Here is a 20,108-nt window from a genome sequence, read left to right on the forward strand (position 1 = left end):
AGCCGCAGGTGAAGCGACCGGGCACGGCGACTTCCGAACGGACCTCACATCGGGAACGAGTGCAGTCGTACGGTGCCCGACGGCCAGTCGGCATCCTCGTGGAGGGGTGTCCGCATCGTGTGCAGCGGCATGAGGACCGGGCCGTCGTGCTGTTCGACGTGGACGGGGGCCTGGACGGGGTGCCAGCCCAGGTGGGTGTAGAAGGGGACGAGCGGGGGGCGGCAGAAGAGGAGGGCGTTGGGCGGGCCCTGGGTGCGTGCGTGGGTCAGGGCGGCGGCGACGACCCGGCGGGCCAGGCCGCGGCCGCGCACGTCGGGGGCGACGGCGACCCCTCCGACGCCCATGGCCTCGGAGGGGGTGTCGCCGACGGTCAGGGACAGCCGGAGCAGGCCGGCGTGGGCGACGAGGCGGCCGGCGAGTCTGATGCCGAAGTGCTCGTCCTTGGGCAGGAAGGTGAGCCCGGTGCCGGCGACACCGAAGGGGTCGTCGCCGTCGCCGAGGATCTCCGTCTGGTCGGTCCTGGTGTAGGCCGCGAGCCGTACCGGCGTCGTCGGGTCGTCATCCATGACCTCGCCCATGCCCGCGTCGTCCGTACCCGTCTCGTCCGTACCCGTCTTGTCCGTACCCGTCTTGTCCGTACCCGTCTCGTCCGTACCCGTCGCATCCATACTCGTCCCGTCCATACCCTCATGATCCACCGCGGTCCTGGCCCGCGGCACGGTACCGCCGGACCCGGTCCGGTTATCATCACGGCGTGAACACCCACTGGCACGTCGTCCTTCCGCCGCCCCGCGCCTGACGGGCGCGGACTTCCGGCGGTAGTTGATCCCCCTGCCCCGGCCGGCCCTCAGGGCGGTCAGGGCTTGTTGTCGTGCGCCCGTTCTCGGATCGATTCCCAGACGCTTCGACGACGGAAGACACGACTGTGCCGAACCGCACCGCTTCTACGACTCCCGCGCGCCCGGCAGACGCCGCACGGCGCGCCTCCCGCCACCGGCTCCTCGGCGGACCGGTCCCCATTCTCACCTCGGCCGTGATGTGGGGCACGACCGGAACGGCGGGTTCCCTGGCCCCGGCCGGTGCCCCCGCGGCGGCGATCGGCTGCGCCGGTCTCGCCCTCGGCGGGCTGCTCATGTTCCTCACCTCCCGAGGATCGCGTTCGCTCGCGGCCGCCTGCTCACCCCGCGAGCGGTCGCTGCTCGCGCTGGGCGCGGTCGCGGTGGCCGGGTATCCGGTGTGCTTCTACCCGGCGGTGGCCCGCACCGGCGTGGCGGTGGCCACGGTGATCGCGCTGGGCAGCGCGCCGGTGTTCGCCGGGCTCCTCGCGTGGGCCGCCGGACGGGGCCGGCCGACCGCCCGCTGGGCCGCCGCCACCGCGGCCGCCGTCCTCGGCTGCGCGCTGCTGGCGCTCGGCCCCGACCTCACCGGACAGGCCACCCCGATGGACCCGGCCGGGGTGGCGCTCGCCGCGGGCGGCGGGCTGTCGTACGCCGTCTACGCGCTGATCGGCGGCTCCTTCATCACCCGCGGGCACGCTTCCGGGGCGGTGATGGGCGTACTGTTCGGCGGCGCCGCACTGCTCGTGGTGCCGGTGGTGGTGCTCACCGACACCGGCTGGCTGAGCACGCTGCGCGGGGCGTCGGTGGCCGCGTATCTAGCCGTGTTCACGGTCTGCCTGGCGTACCGCCTCTTCGGGTACGGTCTGCGCCGCACGCCCGCGTCGGTGGCGACCTCCCTCACCCTGGCCGAGCCCGCCGTCGCGGCGGTGCTGGGCGTGGCCGTGCTCGGGGAACGCCTGCCGGCCGTGGGCTGGTGCGGGCTGGCGGTGCTCGCCGCCGGGCTGGTCCTGCTGACCGTACCGGCCCGTCGGGGCTGACCGGGGCCTGGTGGAGGACAGACCCTGGCGGGACTCCCGGTCCCGCAGCGTGTAGCCGCCCGCGACCACCGGCATGTCGGCCGCGGGCGCCATGCAGCGGGTCAGCAGCGGGGCTTTTCTGGGCGTCGCGCCGGAGAGCCCCGCACGGGCCGGGTCCTTGGGGCCCTCGCCGCCGTGCCCGGGGACGTAGAAGCTCACGCCCATACGGGTGCGGGGCTCCAGCTCGGTCGCCCATGGGTGGCCGGGGCTGGTGCGGACCAGGCGGCCGGTCACGGTGGCGGTGGGCCCGCCCGTGGTGAGGCAGTCGACCTCGAACTCGCCCCAGTAGTCCTGGCCGCCGGCGGCGTGGGAGATCCTGAAGGTGCCCCAGGAGCGGGCGGGGATGCTGCCGAGGTCGTCGTAGACGGCATGGGCGTCCACGCTGACCCGGACCGCCTCGCTGCGCACCGGGTAGTCCAGGCGGGCGGTGCCCTGGAGGGAGGACACGAGAGTGACCTCGGCCGCCCGGGAGGGGACAGGGTGGCCGGGGGCGGGCGCCGCGACCGCGACGGGCGCGGCCACCGCGGCGACGACGGCGAGTACGGCGGTGGCGCGCACGAGCTGCTTCAGCACGGAGGACTCCTGCGGAGAAGGGTTGCTGACGACCCGTCGATCGTCGCCGCCGTGCCGTCGCGCGGGCGTCCTCCGCCGGTATCGACCGTCTCCGCCGCACGGGTGAGAGGCCCGCCGCCGGGCAGCCTGCCGCCTGCCCCGGCACCGGCCTCTCCGGCATATTCCGTCACATGCCGGACAGCTCAGCGGGCGAGGAGACGGACAGCCGAGACACGGAGGGCCGGGGGAAGCCCTGGAAGACATGGTGGCGGCGGCGTCGATGGGCTGCCGCCGAGCTGGGACCCTGGGAGCAGCGGGAGGCCGTCCTCGCGAGGATCTCCGAGATCCAGGCGGTCCTCGACGTCGCGGCGATCCGCGCCACGGACGAGTACGAGACCGACGTGCTGTCGGGGTACAAGGCCGCGGCCGAACGGGAGTTGCAGCAGGCGCGCGACGCGCTCGCCCACTCGGCGCACGCGGCCATGCGGGGTGCGGCCCATGTCGGTGTCGCCCAGTCGCACCTCGACACCGCGCAGAACCTCATCGTCTCGCTGGCTCCCCAGGACGACGTCAAGGCGCTGCTTCCGCAGATGGTGGCCCTGGTCGACGAGCACTTCACCGCCAAGGACCCCCGTCGCCTCCACGTCAAGGAGATCGCGGACCGGGTGAAGAAGGGCGGGGACCTCACACCGAGTGATCGTGGCTTCCTGTCCGAGACGACCGGGCTCGCCCGCCGTCTGCTGCGCAAGGAGACGCTCCGCGTCCGCAGCTTCGCCCGGGTCCTGGCCGCCGTCTCGGCCACGATGCTGCTGATCGCGGTGATCGTGGCCTTCTGCTCGTTCAGATGGCCGGAGATGGTCCCTTTGTGCTTCGCCCCGGAGGACGGCGGCAAGTACTCCGTCGTCTGCCCGACCGCGAGCGTCACCAAGATCGACCACACACCCGACACCCATGACATCGGCGCGGCCGCCCAGGCCCAGGACTACCTGGTCGTGGAGATCGTCGGCGCGGTGTCCGCGGCCGTCGCCTCGGCCGCGGCGCTGCGCCGGATCAGAGGCACGGCACTGCCCTACAACGTGCCGCTGCTCCTGGCCGCCCTCAAGCTGCCGACCGGCGCCCTCACCGCTCTGCTGGGCCTGCTGCTCATGCGGGGCGGTTTCGTGCCGGGGCTCAGCGCGCTCGACTCCTCGGCGCAGATCATCGCGTGGGCCATCATCTTCGGCTACTCCCAGCAGCTGTTCACCAAGTTCGTCGACTCGCAGGGCCAGGCGCTGCTGGACGCCGTCCGGGGCCCGGGCAGCGCCCCGCCGGCCGAGGGGGCCAAGACGTAGCCGGATGCCTCCGCTCCCTCGCCCGGCCCGCGCCATGACGGACGCTTCCGGCCCTGCCGCCCGGCCCGCGCCATGAGCGCCCGGCCCGCGCCCGACGGATCCTTCCGGCCCTGCCGCCCGGCCCGCGCCATGACGGACGCTTCCGGCCCTACCGCGCGGCGCGTGCGGTGCTGGCCCGCACCACCAGCCGCGGCTCGACGGACACCGGCTCGGGCGCCGTGCCGGGATCCTCGATGTGGCGCAGGAGATGGGTGACCGCGAGGGAGCCCATCTCGGCGAAGGGCTGGGCGACCGTCGTCAGGGACGGTGAGCAGTACTCGGCGAGTTCGATGTCGTCGACACCGACCACGGAGATGTCCTCCGGGACCCGCCGGCCCAGCTCGTGCAGGGCCCGGATCACCCCGAAGGCCATCTCGTCGCTGGCCACGAACACGGCGGTCACGTCCGGGACACGGCCGAGGACCAGACCGCACCGGTAGCCGGAGGCGGGCGACCAGTCGCCCTCCATCGGCGGCGGCACCGCCCGGCCCGCCTCGCGCAGGGTCGCCCGCCAGCCCTCCTCCCGGCTCGCGGCGTCCAGCCACTCCCGCGGTCCCGCGATGTGCCAGACGGTGTCGTGGCCGAGGTCCAGCAGATGCCGGGTGGCGAGCCGTGCCGTGAGGGACTGGTCGACGGCGACGACCTCGGTGGCCGCCGTGCGCGAGCCGTCGATGGTGAGGGTGGGGACCGCGCGGGTGAGCTGCTCGATCCGGGGGCTGGTGTGGATCAGCGGCACCGACAGGATGACGCCCTCGACGGCCTGGTCGGCGAGCCGGGACAGGGCGCCCTCGATGGCCGAGGTGTCCAGGGAGGTGGTGGTGGCGGTGCTGACGGTGTAGCCGGCCGCGCGGGCGGCGTACTCGATGCCGGAGGTGACGGCCGCGCGCGAGTAGAAGTTCGTCTGCAGCGTCACCACACCGATCGTGCGGCTGCGGCCCGAGGACAGCGCGCGGGCCGCGTTGTTGCGGCGGTAGCCCAGCCGGTCCACGGCCTCCAGCACCCTGGCGCGCGTCTTCTCCTGCACGTTCGGGTGCCCCGACAGCACCCGCGACACCGTCTGCGCCGACACCCCGGCCGCCCGCGCCACGTCCGCCATCCCCGGCGGCCGTGCGCTGCCGCCGCCACTCTGCTTCGCCATGGGCCCCTTCCTATCGCACATCCACGTCATGTTATCGCCAACATCGACTTCTACCTGTTTCCTTTGCGACCTCCGTGCAAGTCGTTGGCATCGATAACATCCTCTGCCATAGTGACCACGTCCACCGCACCCACGTCCCAGGAGGTGCCGTGCAGCGCTCAGCCGCGGGCACGACGACCGACTCCGCGCGTGCCCTCGTCCAGGCCGACGGCAGGCTGCTGCGGCACGGCTCAACGCACCGCGTCCTCGCCGGTTCGCTGCACTACTTCCGGGTCCATCCCGCGCAGTGGGCCGACCGGCTCGACCGGCTCGCCGCGCTCGGGCTCAACACCGTGGACACGTACGTGCCGTGGAACTTCCACGAACGCAGACCCGGTGCCGCCCGCTTCGACGGCCCGCGCGATCTGGCCCGGTTCGCGCGGCTGGTCCAGGAGGCGGGGCTGGACCTCATCGTCCGGCCGGGCCCGTACATCTGCGCCGAGTGGGACAACGGCGGCCTGCCGGCCTGGCTGACCGGCGCACCCGGCATGCGCCCGCGCACCTGCCATCCGCCCTACCTCGCGGCCGTGGCCCGCTGGTTCGACGAACTGATCCCGCGGGTGGCCGAGTTGCAGTCCGGGCGCGGCGGACCGGTGGTGGCCGTGCAGATCGAGAACGAGTACGGCAGCTACGGCGACGACCGCGCCTACGTCCGCTGGGTGCGGGACGCGCTGGTGGAGCGGGGCGTCACCGAGCTGCTCTACACCGCCGACGGGCCGACCCCGCTCATGCAGGACGCGGGCGCCGTACCCGGTGAACTCGCCGCGGCCACCTTCGGCTCGGCCCCCGCCGAGGCCGCCGCGCTGCTGCGCTCGCGCCGGCCGCGGGAGCCCTTCTTCTGCGCCGAGTTCTGGAACGGCTGGTTCGACCACTGGGGCGAGCCGCACCATGTGCGCTCGCCCGAAGGGGCGGCCCGGACCCTCGGGGAGATCCTCGACGAGGGCGGCTCGGTGAGCCTCTACATGGCGCACGGCGGCACCAACTTCGGCCTGTGGGCGGGCGCCAACCACGACGGCGACACCCTCCGGCCCACGGTCACCAGCTACGACTCCGACGCGCCCGTCGCCGAACACGGCGCTCTCACGCTCAAGTTCTTCGCACTGCGCGAGCAACTCGCCCGCTCGGGAGTTCGGTTGCCCGACAGGCCGCTGCCGCCCGAGCCCGTCCTGCTGGCGCCGCGCACGCTGCCGGTGACCCGGCGGGCGGGCCTGCTGGACGCGCTGCGGTCGGCGGACGCCCCCGTGCCCGCGCCGGCACCCCTGAGCTTCGAGGAACTCGGGCAGTCGGCGGGGCTGGTGCTGTACGCGGCCGGGCCGCGGGTGCCGCCGGGCGAGCACGAGGTGACCGTCACCGGACTGCACGACCGGGCCCAGGTGTTCGCCGACGGCACCCCGATCGCCGTACTGGAACGCGAGACCGCCACGTTCGCCCTGCGCGGCACCGGGTCCCCGGTCCGGCTGGAGCTGCTGGTGGAGAACCAGGGCCGGATCAACTACGGCCCGCTGCTGGGCCAGGGCAAGGGCATCCTGGGCGGCGTACGGCTGGAGCGGCGGCTGGTGCACAACTGGGCCATGCGCCGGCTGCCCCTGGACGAGTGGACCGCCGCCGACCTCGTCCGTCTCACCCGGGCGGCTCCCCCGTCCGGGCGGGCGGGCTTCGCCACCGCCGAACTCACCGTCGGCGAGCCGGCCGACGCCTTCCTCGCGCTGCCCGGTTTCGGCAAGGGCTTCGTGTGGGTGGGCGAGACCCTGCTGGGCCGCTACTGGCACGTGGGCCCGCAGACCACGTTGTACGTCCCCGCGCCCCTGCTGCGGCCGGGCGCCAACACCGTCACCGTCCTCGAACTCGAACACCTCGGGGACCGCGTCGAGATCCTGGACCGGCCTCGACTGGGGCCGCCCGAGGAGTACGTCGAGAGCTTCGGCTGACGCCGTTCACCTGGAGGAACCATGCCCCTGGCCGCCACCGGCGCGCTGCTCACCGCGGCAGCCGCCCGGGGTGAGGGCGTCGCCGCGTTCGACGTGCTCACCCTCCACCACGCCCAGGCCGTCGTGCGCGGCGCCGCCGCGGCGGGCCGGCCCGTGATCGTCCAGATCGGGCCGGACGCCGTCGCCCATCACGCCGGCGAACTGGTGCCGCTGGCCCGGGCGGTGGCCGCCCTCGCCGAGGCCTGCCCCGTCGCGGTGGCCCTCCAGCTGCACCGGGTGCGCGGCACCGCGCTCCTCGCGCAGGCCGCGCCCTGCCGGTTCAGTTCCATCGCCTACGACTCCTCGCACCTGACGCCCGCACGCGACCTGGCCGTCACCCGGGACATCGTGCGCTGGGCCCATGAGCAGAACCTGTGGGTGGAGGCGGCGGCACCGAGACGCCCGGGCGGCAGGGCCGGGCGGCCCGGCGGCACGGCCGGGCCGACAGGCAACGCGCCCCGGCCCCCCGGCAGTCTGCCCGGACACCGGGCGCCGAGCGGCTCCGACCCCGAGGCGGCCCTCGCCTACGCCGCGGCCACCGGCGCCGACGCCCTCGCCGTCACGCTCGACCTGCCGGGGACGCACGCCCTGGACCACGCCCTGCTCGCCCGGCTGCACGCGGGAGCCGACCTGCCGCTCGTGCTGCACGCCCGCGCCGGGACCCCGCCGCACGAGCTGGCCCGCGCCGTCGCCGGCGGCGTCACCGAGGTCGGCTTCGGGCCGGTCCTGGACGCGGTGCTGACCCGGGCGGTCCGAAAGGGGCTCGCCACGGGCGCCGGACCCGGCGACTACCTGGCCGCGGGGCGCGGGGCCATGGAGGAGACCGTCGTACGGCTGATGACCGCCGTGAACGGCCCGGCCCTCGCGGACACCAGCCCGTTGCCGTCACTGAGCTAGCGCCTTTCCGACGCACGACCTCCCCGGGGCCGCCGCAAAGGGGCGCGGCCCCTCCACCCGTGAGGAGTACCTGTGTCAACTGTCCGCAGGAGACTGGCCGGTGGGCTCGCCGCCACGGCCACGACGCTGGCCCTGGCCGGCGTCGGCACGCTCGGCTCGCCCCCGGCGTCGGCGGCGCCCGAGGCCGACCCCGGCTACACCGTCACCGTCGGCGCCAAGGGCTCCTGGAGCCACCCCGACGACACCCCGGCCGCGTCCTACATCGACAAGGACGGCACCTACTACTTCCAGCAGGCACACGCCCTGTACGGCGCGAACGACAGCCGCCAGTGGAACTTCTTCACCGGCACGAACCTCGACACGGCCACCCGGTCGGGCACGATCAGCAACGCGGTGAACCCCGCCGAACCCGACGACAAGAACGGTGACACGACCTGGCGCTGCAACAACAGCCCGACCGGCGTCGAGTCCACCTATGCGCCCGCGGGTTCGGGCTACGCCCAGCGCAACTACTGTGATCTGGCGGGCGTCTGGGTCGACCCGGACACCGGCCACTGGTACGGGCTGGTGCACAACGAGTTCACCCCGCAGCCCTTCGGCGACGGACTGCACTACGACGGCATCGACTACGCCGTCTCCACCGACCAGGGGCGCACCTGGGACATCAAGTCCCATGTGATCACCTCGCCCTACAGCACGGAGCGCGGCGACACGACCGCCTTCCCGCAGGCGACGTACCACTACGGCGACGGCGACCCGCGGCTGTACGTCGACACCGCCTCGGGCTGGTTCTACGTCTTCTACGGCTCGCGGATCGTGGAGAAGGGCGGCGGCTGGAAGGCGTTCCACGCGCATGTGGCGCGTGCCCCCATCTCCCAGAAGATGGCGCCCGGTTCATGGCGCAAGTGGTACGACGGCACCTGGAGCGAGCCCGGTGTGGGCGGCCGGGAGAGCAACATGGTCCCGGTCGGCGCCGACGGCGGCACCGGCTACACGCCCGTGGACAAGGAGTACGACCCGGCCAACAGCGGCAAGGTCGCCGAGCAGGTCGCGGCGGGCAAGATGCCGCCGACCTCTCCCTTGTTCGTCATGGACATCACCTACAACGCCCACCTGGGGCTGTACATAGGCGAACCCCAGGCGGTCGACCAGAGCGGCGACGCCCCGCAGCAGTTCTACGCCACCGACAACCTCGCCACGCAGAAGTGGCGGCTGATCGGCGACACGGGCAGCTACACCAACGCCTCCTGGTACCGGTGGTTCCTGGACGGCGTCAGCAGGACGAGCTCCCAGATCGTGGGCCGGTCGTTCCGCTCGTACTGCTCCTTCGGCTGCTCGGGCGGCTCGTCGAGCGAGTACGTGAACGTCAGCATCAACACCTCCGCGCCGGCCGCCCCGGTCGACACCACGAAGTCGTACCGCATAGGCAACGGCGACGGGCGCGTCCTGGCCCAGGTGACCGGCGGCACCGCGACCACGTCCGTGGCCCGGCCGACGGGCTCCGCGGCGCAGGCATGGGTCTTCACCGGCAACGGCGACGGCTCCTACCGCATCGCCAACGCGGCCACCGGCGCACTGCTCGGCGTCGGCTCCGGCACCACCTCGACCCGGGCGTGGGGCACCAGGCCGACCGCGACCGCCCCCGGGGCCGGTGGTCCCACGGTGGGGCAGCAGTGGTGGGTGATCCCCGGCACCTCAGCCGACGGGACCGCGGACGGCACCTACCGGCTCGTCAACCGCTACAGCGGGCTGGTCCTCGGGCTGTCCGCCGACACCGCGCGCAACACCGAGACCGTCCCGGCCCGTCACTGGAGCTCCGGCACCCGTACCGCCGCGGAGCAGACCCTTGCCCTCACCGCCGTAGGAACGGCGCCCGGCTCGCTCGACGGCACCCACACCCTGGTCACCGGCGGCAAGGCGCTGGACGACCCGGACCACAGCACCGCGGCCGGCACCCAGCTGGTCACCTGGACGCCCAACGGCGGCGCCAACCAGCAGTGGACCCTCACCCGCCAGACCGACGGCTCCTACGAGCTGCGCAACGCCGAGTCCCGGCTGTGCGCCGACGTCGAGGGCGGCTCCACCACGGCCGGGGCCAAGGTCGTCCAGTGGACCTGCACCGGCGGCACCAACCAGCGCTGGCGCCTGGAGCGGCAGTCCGACGGCACCTACGAGGTCGCCTCGGTGCAGAGCGGTCTGCTGCTGACCACCGCCTCCACCACCGACGGGGCGAAGGTGACCCAGCAACCGGACACCGGGGCGCCGCTCCAGCGGTGGACGGTCTCCTGAGCGGGACCAGGGCAGCAGGGACCGGGCCGGTCGCCCGCAACCTGGACGCGATCCGCGCCGAGCGGCTGCGGCCCACGAACCGCCACGACGTGCATCTGTCCCCCGACCGGGAGACCGCCACCCGGGTCGGCGCCCGCCGTGGACGCCCCGTCGGCGGCCGGCGGTCACCCTGTGAGGTCACCGGGCCACGGTGACCTCACAGGGGCACGCCCAAGGGCGGCTCCCGGTGGCGGCGTCCGGGGCCCGCCCTCGCGTCCGGCGGCCGCGCGGTCGTCGCGGCGGTCCTCCGCCATGCGTGGGGCGCCCGGGAGGGGATACCCGCCTGTCATGAACCGACTCCTCAGAGCCCTGCGCCCCCGGCACACCACCGACCGGTTCGGCCCGGACTCCGAGGTCGAGGAGCGGGCGCCCGACACCCCGGCGCAACTGCCGCGGGCCGCCTGGTGGGCGGCCGTCAAGGGAACCGTCCGGGAGTTCCGCGACGACGAGCTGACCGACCGCGCCGCCACCCTCACCTACTACGGTGTCCTGTCGCTGTTCCCGGCCCTGCTGGTGCTCGTGTCGCTGATCGGCGTGGCCGGGCGCTCGGCCACGGACCGGCTCCTGGAGAACTTCGGGCAGTTCGCGCCCGGCTCGGCCCGGGAGATCATCACCCGGGCCGTCCAGCAGCTGAGCGACCGCGGCGGACTCGGCTCGGTCATGGCCGTCGTCGGTCTCGTCCTCGCCCTCTGGTCGGCGTCGGCGTACGTGGCCGCGTTCATCCGTGCCGCCAACGCCGTCTACGACGTCCCCGAGGGCCGCCCGCTGTGGAAGATCCTGCCGCTGCGGCTGGCCGTGACCGTCACGTTGCTGGTGCTCGCCGTCCTCAGCGCGCTCATCGTCGTCTTCACCGGCGGCCTCGCCCACCGCGCGGGCACCGCCCTGGGCATCGGCGACACCGCGCTCACGGTGTGGTCCGTCGTCAAGTGGCCCCTGCTGGCCCTCCTCGTCGTCGCCATGATCGCGCTGCTGTACTGGGCCACGCCCAACGCCGAGGTGCACGGCTTCAAGTGGATCACCCCGGGCAGTCTGCTGGCCCTACTCGTCTGGCTGGCCGCCTCCGCCGGTTTCGCCCTCTATGTGGCGAACTTCGGCTCCTACAACAAGACTTACGGCACCATGGCCGGTGCCATCGTCTTCCTGGTGTGGCTCTGGATCGGCAACCTCGCCATCCTGCTCGGCCTGGAGTTCGACGCGGAGACGGCCCGGCAGCGCGCCGTCGCGGGTGGATATCCCGCGGACGAGGAGCCGTACACGACTCCCCGCGACACCAGCACCTGGGACGAGCAGGACCGCGCGAGGATGCGCCAGCAGGAATCGGGCTGAACCGGTTGCGACCTCCTTGACCATACGTGGAGTGCTCGCACGACTAAACACAGGACTAAACCGGACCGATGCCTGGACAACGTTGTCATAGTGCGGGCACAGTGTCTGCGCGGCGCGTCCCATCCCATGCCGCCGACGCAGGAGGACCTTTCAGGACATGGTGTACGGAGCACTGGACATAGGTGGCACGAAGATCGCCGGGGCGCTGGTCTCCCCGGACGGGCGGGTGCTGGCCCGGGCGCAGCGGCCGACACCGGCGCGTGAACCGGGCGAGGTGCTGATGGCGGTCGTCGCCTCGGTCCTCGACGAGCTTTCCGCGCATCCCGAGTGGCGCTCCCTCGCCGGCCTGGGCATCGCCAGCGCGGGCCCGGTCGACACCACCGCCGGTACGGTCAGCCCGGTCAACATCCCCGGCTGGCGCGGTTTCCCGCTGGTCGACCGGGTCCGGGAGCATCCGGGCCTGCCCTCCGACGTGGACGTCTCCCTCGTCGGGGACGCGGTGGCCATGGCCGCGGCCGAGCACTGGCTCGGTGCGGCACGCGGTGTGGACAACGCCCTGTGCATGGTGGTCTCCACGGGCGTCGGAGGCGGCCTGATCCTCGATGGACGGCTGCATCCGGGGCGTTCGGGCAACGCCGGGCACATCGGGCACATCTCGGTCGACCTCGACGGCTCCGACTGCCCCTGCGGCGCCCGGGGTTGCGTGGAGGGCCTGGCCAGCGGCACGGCCATCGCCGCCCGTGCCGTGGCGGCCGGCTGGCGGCCACCGGCCGGTGCCGCCGCGAACGCCGCGAGCGTGGCCGCTGCCGCCGCCGCGGGCGACCCGGTGGCCCTGGCGTCCTACGACCGTGCCGGCCAGGCCCTGGCGGCCGCCGTCGCCGCCACGGCCGCACTCGTCGAGCTCGACCTGGCCGTCGTCGGCGGCGGCGTGGCCCAGGCGGGCGACGTCCTCTTCACCCCGCTGCGCCGCTGGATGTCGCGCTACGCCGTCCTCGACTTCGCCCGGGACGTACCCGTCGTACCGGCCGGGCTCGCCCTGGACGCCGGCCTGATCGGCGCGGCTGCGGCTGTCGCCGTACGGGAGGGGAGCACAGCGCCGTACGAAGAGGTGGCGGGGGTCTGAGCGACGGCCCGGGGCGGCCGGGGGTGCCCGCGGCTGGGGGGCTCGTGCTGGGCGGGCCTACCGTCCGTGGTCCGGGAGCTCGTGCTGGGCGGGCTTGTCTGTCTGTGGCGGACAGCGCGCGGATCAGGTCGGCGTGCGGCCCGTCGGCGGGCTTCCCGCCGGGTCGGGGCAGCCGCTCAGGACCACGCGACCGCGGCACCCGACCGAGGCGAGATCTTGCCGCGGCAAGGGCAGCCGCACGAGGCGTGTCGCCCACCCACGGCCGGCCCCCCTTCCGAGGCGGAGGGCGGCGCAACGGGCGTGCAGGGCCGGCCTGATCAGGCCGGGGGCTCCGGTCGCCCGGCCGGCCGGCGGCCACACCGGCTGCTCCCCCGCCAACGGGCCCCGGCCCCCTCGCCGCTGCCCTCCCACCTCCCCAGCGACGGAGGCACCCGGACCGGGCGCGCCGGCGGCACGTCACCGACCACGCGGCGCCGGGCGGGGTCGCGGGCGGCCAGCGGTACGCCACATCACCAGGAGCGACACAGAGCAGTCGCCGAACCACTCGCCGCAGCCGCGTCACCACTCACCGAAAAACCCCCACCCGTACTCGCCGCCGCGCGCAACCCCCCTTCCCCCGCTCGTCCCACGCCCCTCCCCCGACCGACGCCCGGAAAGGACCCACCCATGGACCGCCTCACCAACACCGTCCGCCCCTACCCCTGGGGCTCCGCCACAGCCCTGCCGCAGCTGATGGGTCTCGCGCCGGACGGCACTCCGCAGGCCGAGTTGTGGATGGGTGCGCACCCCGCGGCCCCGTCGTACGCCGAGCGGACCGGGCGGCTGGAGGCGCTCGACAAGGTGGTGGCGGCCGACCCTCGGGGCGAGTTGGGCGACTGGGTGGTCGACCGCTTCGGCTCCCGGCTGCCCTTCCTGCTCAAACTGCTGGCCGCCGACGCCCCGTTGTCCCTCCAGGTGCATCCGGACGCCGACCAGGCGGCCGCCGGCTTCGCGCGGGAGGAGGAGCGGGGGGTCCCGCTGGACGCGCCGCACCGGTCGTACCGCGATCCGCACCACAAGCCCGAGATGATCGTCGCGCTCGGGCCGTTCGAGGGCCTGTGCGGCTTCCGGGCGCCCGGCGCGAGCGCCGACCTGCTGGAAACGCTGGGGGTCGCGGGCCTGGCGCCGTACGTCGAGATGCTGCGCTCCGGGCGGCCAGAGGAGCAGGCGCTGCGCGAGGTCTTCACCGGATTCCTGTCCGCGGGCCCGGATCTGGTCGACGACGTCACGGACGCGCTCGCCCGGTCCGCACGGGAGGGCGGCGAACGGGCCGCGCTCTTCGACGTGTACCACAGGATCGCGCGGGCCCACCCCGGTGACGCGGGTGTGCCGGCCGCTCTTCTGGTCCGGCACGTCCGGCTGTCCCCGGGTGAGGCGCTCTTCCTCGGCGCGGGTGTCCCGCACGCCTATGTGCGGGGCCTCGGTGTGGAGATCATGGCCGCCTCGGACAACGTCCTGCGCTGCGGTCTGACCGACAAGCACGTGGACGTCGCCGAGTTGCTGCGGGTGGTGCGCTTCGAGGCCGTGCCCGTCCGTCCGTCCGGGCCGGTGTTCGGCCCCGGTGGGGAGGATCTGTACCCGGCGCCCGTCGACGACTTCCGCCTCTCCCGCGTACGCGTCCGGACGGGCGGTGAGGTGGCCGCCCAGGCCCTCGGCGGCAGGGGCCCGCAGATCCTGGTGTGCACCGAGGGGGCGGTACGGCTGCGCGGCCCGCAGGACGACGTCCTGCTCACCGCGGGCCGCTCCGTGTACGCGCGCCACGGCGAGCGCATCGCCGTGTCGGGGGAGGGAACGGTGTTCCGGGCGACGGTTCCGGTTCCGCCCGTCAACTGAACCGCAGCTAAACTTAACCGGTTTCGTCCAGGCTGTTGTCTCCGTCGATTTCCTTCCCTAGCCTCATTTCCGGCCACCGATCCGGTGGGCTCGAATGCCGCTGTTCTCCTGGGTATTACAAGCCCCTTCACAGAACAGCCGGCGTGCGGAACGAGTCCGTGATCCATTCCATTCCGTGCGGGGCCGATCGCCTTTCCGGCCGGCCCGCACGGGCGACCACAGGAGAACAGGGATGAGAAGAAGACTGGCCGCCGTGGCGGGAGCGGTGCTGGCCGTCACGGCGTCGGTGCTGGCGGCGCCCCCCTCCGCCGCCGGGACCGCCGGGGCGGCCCACGCCTCCCGGGCGGCCGACACCACGGCCGGGTTCCATGTCGCCGACGGACGGCTGCTCGACGCGACCGGCACGGACTTCGTGATGCGCGGGGTCAACCACGCCCACACCTGGTACCCGAGCCGCACCACGCAGGCGCTGAAGGACATCAAGGCGCTGGGCGCGAACGCCGTGCGGGTGGTCCTGAGCACGGGCGACCGCTGGACCCGCAGCGACACGGCCGACGTCGCCTCGATCGTCTCCCAGTGCAAGCAGAACCGCCTCGTCTGCGTCCTGGAGGCGCACGACACCACCGGCTACGGCGAACAGAGCGGCGCCGTCTCCCTGGACCGCGCGGTGGACTACTGGGTGAGCGTCAAGGGCGCGGTCGAGGGCGAGGAGGAGTACGTCGTCCTGAACCTCGGCAACGAACCGCACGGCAACTCCGGCTACACCGCCTGGACCTCCGACACCAAGGGCGCCATCGCCCGGATGCGCTCGGCCGGTTTCGACCACACGCTGATGGTGGACGCGCCCAACTGGGGCCAGGACTGGTCCTTCACCATGCGCGACAATGCGGAGAGCGTGTTCGCCGCGGACCCGGACCGCAACACCGTGTTCTCCATCCACATGTACGGCGTGTTCGACACGGCCACCGAGGTGCAGGACTACCTCAACCGGTTCACGTCCCGCAGACTCCCCCTGGTGATCGGGGAATTCGGTGACTTCCACTCCGACGGCGATCCGGACGAGAACGCCATCATGGCGACGGCCCGGCAGCTCGGCATCGGCTATCTCGGCTGGTCCTGGAGCGGCAACGGCGGCGGGGTCGAGTACCTCGACATGGCCACCGGCTTCGACGCCTCGAAGCTGACGCCGTGGGGCCTGCGGATCTTCAACGGCACGGACGGCATCAGGCAGACCGCCCGCGAGGCGGGCGTCTACTCCGGCGGCGGCACCGACACCCAGGCGCCGACCGCACCCGGCACCCCCACGGCCGCCGACGTCACCTCGGGCAGTGTCCGTCTCTCCTGGGCACCGTCCACCGACAACGTGGGAGTCGCCGGCTACGACGTCGTCCGGCTGGACGGCACCCAGGAGACCCGCGTGGCCACCGCCGGCACGGCCGGCGCCACGGTCACCGGGCTGTCCCCGTCGACCGCGTACACCTTCGCCGTGTACGCCCGGGACGCCGCCGGCAACCGCTCCGCCCGCTCCGGCACCCTCCGGGTGACCACCACCGGCGGCTCCACGAGCGGCAGTTGCGCGGTGACGTACCGGCTGAGCGACTGGGGCAGCACGTTCAACGCCGACGTGATCATCCGCAACACCGGCACCACCGCCGTCAAGGGTTGGCAGCTCGACTTCGCCTTCCCCGGCGCGCAGAAGGTCAACTCCGCCTGGAACGCCAAGGTCGTCCAGCAGGACGCCCAGGTGCGGGCCACCCATGAGTCCTGGACGGAGACGATCCCGGCCGGCGGCACGGTGAGCTTCGGCTTCAACGGCAGCTCCACGGGGACGAACGGCGTCCCTGCCGCGTTCACCCTCAACGGGACTTCCTGTACGAAGGGTTGAGAGCACGAGAAGGGGCCCCACCCGCACCCGGGAGGGGCCCCTTCTCGTGTGCCGGTCAGACCGTGTGACCGGGAGCGGGCGCCGTGGAGCCGCGCGGGGTCAGGGACGGGGTGGGCACCTGGTGGGGGCCGTTGTGCTCGCCGTTGATGACGTCGAACAGCACCCGCGCCACCTCGGCCCCGAACTGGTGCACGTCATGGCTCATCGCCGACAGCGTGGGATGGGTGATCCGGCACAGCTGGGAGTCGTCCCAGGCCAGCAGGGACAGATCGTCGGGGACGGTGAACCCCATCTCGGCGGCGACGCCCGCGCCGGCCACCGCCATGATGTCGTTGTCGTAGACGATCGCGGTGGGCCGCCGCTCCCCGAGCAGCAGCGAACGGGTGGCCCGCGCGCCCTCCTTCTCCTCGAAGCCGGTGGCGATCTGCGGGGCCTCCTCCAGGCCGAGCTGGCGCACGGTGTCCGCGAACGCCCGGGTCCTGATGGCGCTGTGACCGAGGTCGGCCGGCCCGCCGACGCGGGCGATACGGCGGTGGCCGAGGGCCGCCAGATAGCGGACCGCCTCACCGACCGCGGAGGAGTCGTCCGTCCACACCGCCGGGAAGGGGCCGGCCAGCGAGGGATGGCCGACGGCCACCGCGGGCATGCCGAGGCCCTCCATCGACGGAATCCTCGGGTCGTCCTCGCGCAGGTCGACCAGGATCGCCCCGGCGATCATGCGGCCCCGCCACCACTCCTTGTACAGGCCGATCTCCTCGTCGAGGTCGCGCACCAGCCGCAGCAGCAGGGAGCAGGAGCGCTCGGCCAGGACGCTCTCGATGCCGGAGATGAAGTCCATGTAGAACGGCTCCAGGCCGAGCAGCCGGGCGGGCCGGCACAGCGCCAGGCCGACGATGTCGATGCGCCGGCTGGACAGGCTGCGCGCGGTGACGCTCGGCGCCCAGCCCAGCTCACGGGCCGCCGCGAAGATCCGCTCGCGGGTGGCCGCGGAGACGCCGGGCTTCTGGTTGAACGCCAGCGACACCGCGCCCTTGGAGACCCCGGCCCGCGCGGCGACGTCCTTGATGGTGACGCGCTCCTGCCCCCCGGTCACACCGGGTCCACGCAGAACAGGGCCGCACGCACTGCGTCGGCGTCGACGGGTCCGGGGCCGCCGACACGGATGCGCGTGCGTTCGCCGGGCAGCAGGGTCTGCGGGCCGCGATCGCAGACGGCAGCCGGGGCGAGCCGGTCGGGCTGCAGCAGCAGGTCTCTGACGAGGGTACGAGCGGTCACCACGACATCGACCTTATCCTCCTGCCCCGGCACCGGCTCCACCTCGACGTCGAATCCCGGTCGCGGGTAGCCGAAGTCCTTGTCCGCGACGGGGAAGTGCAGCGCGCGCAGCCCGTCGGCGTCGGCCACCAGGAACTCCTTGGCGGACCCGGCGGCAGGCGCCAGGTCCTCGGGCACGGGCAGCCTGAGCACCGCCCGGGGCCCGGCCTCGGCGTCCACCGCCGTCTCCGCGAGTACGGTGCCGTCGGCCGTCAGCCGCCGCAGCGCGACCCGGGCGCGCCAGGGCTCGGCGGACTGGTTGATCACCGCGAGCACCAGGCCGGGCCCGTCGGGCTGGAGGGTCAGCAGGCGGTCGGCGTAGACGCGGCGCAGCTCGTGGTGGAGGGGCTTGAGCCGGCCGTCGCCGTCGACTGCCGCCCAGGAGGTCACCGGCCAGCAGTCGTTGAGCTGCCAGACGACGGTTCCGGCGCACACCGGCCAGTGCGAGCGCCAGTGTTCGATGCCGGCTGCGACGGCGCGGGCCTGGACGAGCTGGGTGAGGTAGTGCCAGCGGTCGAAGTCGCCGTCGGGCAGCGGGAAGTGGCGGGCGACACCGCGGTTCAGCTTGCCGTTGCCGTCCTCGGCCTTCTGGTGGTGCAGCATCCCGGGCGAGTCGGGGGCGAGCGCCTCGCCGGGCAGCGCGCGGCGCAGGGTGGCCAGGGCGGGCGGCGCCTGCCACCCGAACTCCGCGACGAAGCGCGGCACACTCGCCCGGTACTCGGCGTAGTCCTGCCGGTTCCACACCTCCCAGGAGTGGTGGGTGCCGTGGGCGGGGTCGTTGGGGTGGTGGTCCCAGGAACCGGACCAGGGGCTGCCCGCGGTGTACGGGCGGGTGGGGTCGAGTTCGGCGACGATCCGGGGCAGCAGTCCGAGGTAGTAGCCCTCACCCCAGGAGTCACCGGCGAGAGTCGGCTCCCAGCCCCAGTCGCGGAAGCCCCAGAGGTTCTCGTTGTTGCCGTTCCACAGCACGAGGGACGGGTGCGGCATCAGCCGGACAACGTTGTCGCGCGCCTCGGCCTCGACCTCTCCGCGCAGCGGCTGCTCCTCGGGGTAGGCGGAGCAGGCGAAGAGGAAGTCCTGCCAGACCATCAGGCCGAGCTCGTCGCAGGTGTCGTAGAACGCGTCGTCCTCGTAGATGCCGCCGCCCCAGACGCGTACGAGATCGACGTTCGCGTCGGCGGCCTGGGTGAGCCGGGTCCGGTAGCGCTCGGGGGTGACGCGGGAGGGGAAGGCGTCGTCGGGGATCCAGTTGACGCCTCGGGCGAAGATCCGTACGCCGTTGACGGCCAGGGTGAAGCCGGTGCCGTGCTCGTCGGCCGAGCGGTCGAGCTCCACCGTGCGGAAGCCGACCCGGCGGTGCCAGGTGTCCAGCGGGTCCTCGTCGTCGTAGAGGGTGATCTCCAGGTCGTACAGCGGCTGTTCGCCGTATCCGCGCGGCCACCAGAGCCGCGGCTCGGGGACCTCCAGGCGCAGGACGGCGGTGTCACCGGTGAACGCGGTCTCGGCCCGGACGCCCGCGATGCGGGCCTCGGCGCGCAGGGTGCGGCCGCGGCCGAGGGCGGTGCGTTCGGTGTCGAGGTGCACCTCGACGTGGCCGGTGCCGGCCTCGACGGTGACCAGGGGTCGTACGGCGGCGATGCGGGCGGTGGACCAGTGCTCCAGGCGCACCGGCCGCCAGATGCCGGCGGTGACCAGCGTGGGACCCCAGTCCCAGCCGAAGTTGCAGGCCATCTTGCGCAGGTACTGGGAGGGTTCGGGATAGACGTTGGGCCGCTCGCCGACGGCCGCGCGGACCGACTCGGCCTCGTCGTAGGCGGAGGCGAAGCGGACGAGGAGTTCGCCGGTGCGTCCGGTGACGTCGAAGCGGTGGACGCGGTGCATGTTGCGGGCGGTGCCGACGGGGCGGCCGTCCAGGGTGACGGAGGCGGCGGTGTCCAGGCCGTCGAAGACCAGGTCGGTGCGCTCGTGGGGGCTGTCGTGGTGCAGCCGGGTGACGTAGGTCCAGGGGCGGCGGCCCACCCAGGCGACCTCGGTCTCGTTCCGGCCGAGGAACGGGTCCGGGATGACACCGGCGGCCATCAGGTCGGTGTGGACGCAGCCCGGCACGCGGGCCTCCAGCAACTCCTCGCCGTGGCGCAGGCTCCAGCCCTCGCCGAGCTGGGTGACGTCCTTCATGGTGCGGCTCCAATCGCCTGACAAGGCCGGATGGGAAGTGCGACGGCGCACACGCTAACCCGGTGATCGAGAGGTGTCCATAAACCGGTCTAGTCAACTTCGCTGACGAGCGATGACCGAATAGCCCGCCTTTGAGAGCCTGCAGTGCCGCCACGGTAACGATTGAGTATCGCGCTAGAAATCTTAGCTTTACCGGTTCACCACCGA

13 protein-coding genes and 1 pseudogene are annotated in these 20,108 nt (G+C 73.3%); 10 read left to right on the forward strand and 4 right to left on the reverse strand.

What is annotated here, in order from left to right; all coding sequences use genetic code 11:
- Positions 1–44: 44 nt before the first annotated feature.
- On the reverse strand, positions 45–578 hold the full coding sequence (locus ACIGXJ_RS33415) for a GNAT family N-acetyltransferase (RefSeq protein ID WP_399653861.1): 534 nt from the start codon (positions 576–578) through the stop codon (positions 45–47).
- A gap of 347 nt (positions 579–925) precedes the next feature.
- Between ACIGXJ_RS33415 and ACIGXJ_RS33420 the strand changes: the two genes are divergently transcribed.
- Both ACIGXJ_RS33420 and ACIGXJ_RS33425 read left to right on the forward strand, forming a co-directional pair.
- A complete protein-coding gene (locus tag ACIGXJ_RS33420; RefSeq protein WP_399653516.1) occupies positions 926–1,876 on the forward strand; it encodes a DMT family transporter in 951 nt (316 codons plus the stop codon).
- 782 nt (positions 1,877–2,658) lie between these two features.
- Positions 2,659–3,798, forward strand: coding sequence for a hypothetical protein (locus tag ACIGXJ_RS33425; protein ID WP_399653518.1), 1,140 nt, complete (start codon positions 2,659–2,661; stop codon positions 3,796–3,798).
- Positions 3,799–3,946: 148 nt separating this feature from the next.
- Here the strand turns inward: ACIGXJ_RS33425 and ACIGXJ_RS33430 are convergent, their stop codons facing one another.
- Complete coding sequence (locus ACIGXJ_RS33430) at positions 3,947–4,975, reverse strand: LacI family DNA-binding transcriptional regulator (RefSeq protein WP_399653521.1); 1,029 nt, start codon at positions 4,973–4,975, stop codon at positions 3,947–3,949.
- A 149-nt stretch (positions 4,976–5,124) separates the two neighbouring features.
- Here ACIGXJ_RS33430 and ACIGXJ_RS33435 point away from each other — a divergent pair, with 149 nt between their 5' ends.
- The 8 genes and pseudogenes from ACIGXJ_RS33435 to ACIGXJ_RS33470 all read left to right on the forward strand — a co-directional run bounded on the left by ACIGXJ_RS33435 (position 5,125) and on the right by ACIGXJ_RS33470 (position 16,412).
- Complete coding sequence (locus ACIGXJ_RS33435) at positions 5,125–6,942, forward strand: beta-galactosidase (RefSeq protein ID WP_399653524.1); 1,818 nt, start codon at positions 5,125–5,127, stop codon at positions 6,940–6,942.
- Between the two features lie 21 nt (positions 6,943–6,963).
- The gene (locus ACIGXJ_RS33440) at positions 6,964–7,878 is read left to right on the forward strand and encodes a class II fructose-bisphosphate aldolase (protein WP_399653526.1); all 915 of its coding nucleotides are present in this window, start codon (positions 6,964–6,966) and stop codon (positions 7,876–7,878) included.
- A gap of 72 nt (positions 7,879–7,950) precedes the next feature.
- Positions 7,951–10,167 carry an RICIN domain-containing protein gene (locus tag ACIGXJ_RS33445; RefSeq protein WP_399653529.1) on the forward strand — a complete coding sequence of 739 codons (2,217 nt, stop codon included), beginning with the start codon at positions 7,951–7,953 and terminating at the stop codon, positions 10,165–10,167.
- 23 nt (positions 10,168–10,190) lie between these two features.
- Positions 10,191–10,319, forward strand: a pseudogene (locus ACIGXJ_RS33450) (RNA 2'-phosphotransferase); the annotation flags it as partial.
- Positions 10,320–10,494: 175 nt separating this feature from the next.
- Entirely contained in the window at positions 10,495–11,532 is a 1,038-nt protein-coding gene (locus ACIGXJ_RS33455) for a YihY/virulence factor BrkB family protein (RefSeq protein WP_399653531.1), read from the forward strand.
- Positions 11,533–11,689: 157 nt separating this feature from the next.
- The gene (locus tag ACIGXJ_RS33460) at positions 11,690–12,655 is read left to right on the forward strand and encodes an ROK family protein (protein WP_399653533.1); all 966 of its coding nucleotides are present in this window, start codon (positions 11,690–11,692) and stop codon (positions 12,653–12,655) included.
- A 666-nt stretch (positions 12,656–13,321) separates the two neighbouring features.
- On the forward strand, positions 13,322–14,527 hold the full coding sequence (gene manA, locus ACIGXJ_RS33465) for a mannose-6-phosphate isomerase, class I (RefSeq protein ID WP_399653536.1): 1,206 nt from the start codon (positions 13,322–13,324) through the stop codon (positions 14,525–14,527).
- Positions 14,528–14,759: 232 nt separating this feature from the next.
- The gene (locus ACIGXJ_RS33470) at positions 14,760–16,412 is read left to right on the forward strand and encodes a cellulase family glycosylhydrolase (RefSeq protein ID WP_399653538.1); all 1,653 of its coding nucleotides are present in this window, start codon (positions 14,760–14,762) and stop codon (positions 16,410–16,412) included.
- Between the two features lie 55 nt (positions 16,413–16,467).
- Here the strand turns inward: ACIGXJ_RS33470 and ACIGXJ_RS33475 are convergent, their stop codons facing one another.
- Together ACIGXJ_RS33475 and ACIGXJ_RS33480 are read right to left on the reverse strand one after the other, a co-directional pair.
- Positions 16,468–17,505, reverse strand: a complete 1,038-nt coding sequence (locus ACIGXJ_RS33475) for a LacI family DNA-binding transcriptional regulator (RefSeq protein ID WP_399653541.1) — start codon at positions 17,503–17,505, stop codon at positions 16,468–16,470.
- Entirely contained in the window at positions 17,502–19,901 is a 2,400-nt protein-coding gene (locus tag ACIGXJ_RS33480; protein ID WP_399653544.1) for a glycoside hydrolase family 2 protein, read from the reverse strand. Before ACIGXJ_RS33480 ends, ACIGXJ_RS33475 begins: the two co-directional genes overlap by 4 nt.
- Positions 19,902–20,108: the final 207 nt, after the last annotated feature.

Source organism: Streptomyces sp. NPDC053367 (genome assembly GCF_044545925.1).
GTDB lineage: Bacteria > Actinomycetota > Actinomycetes > Streptomycetales > Streptomycetaceae > Streptomyces.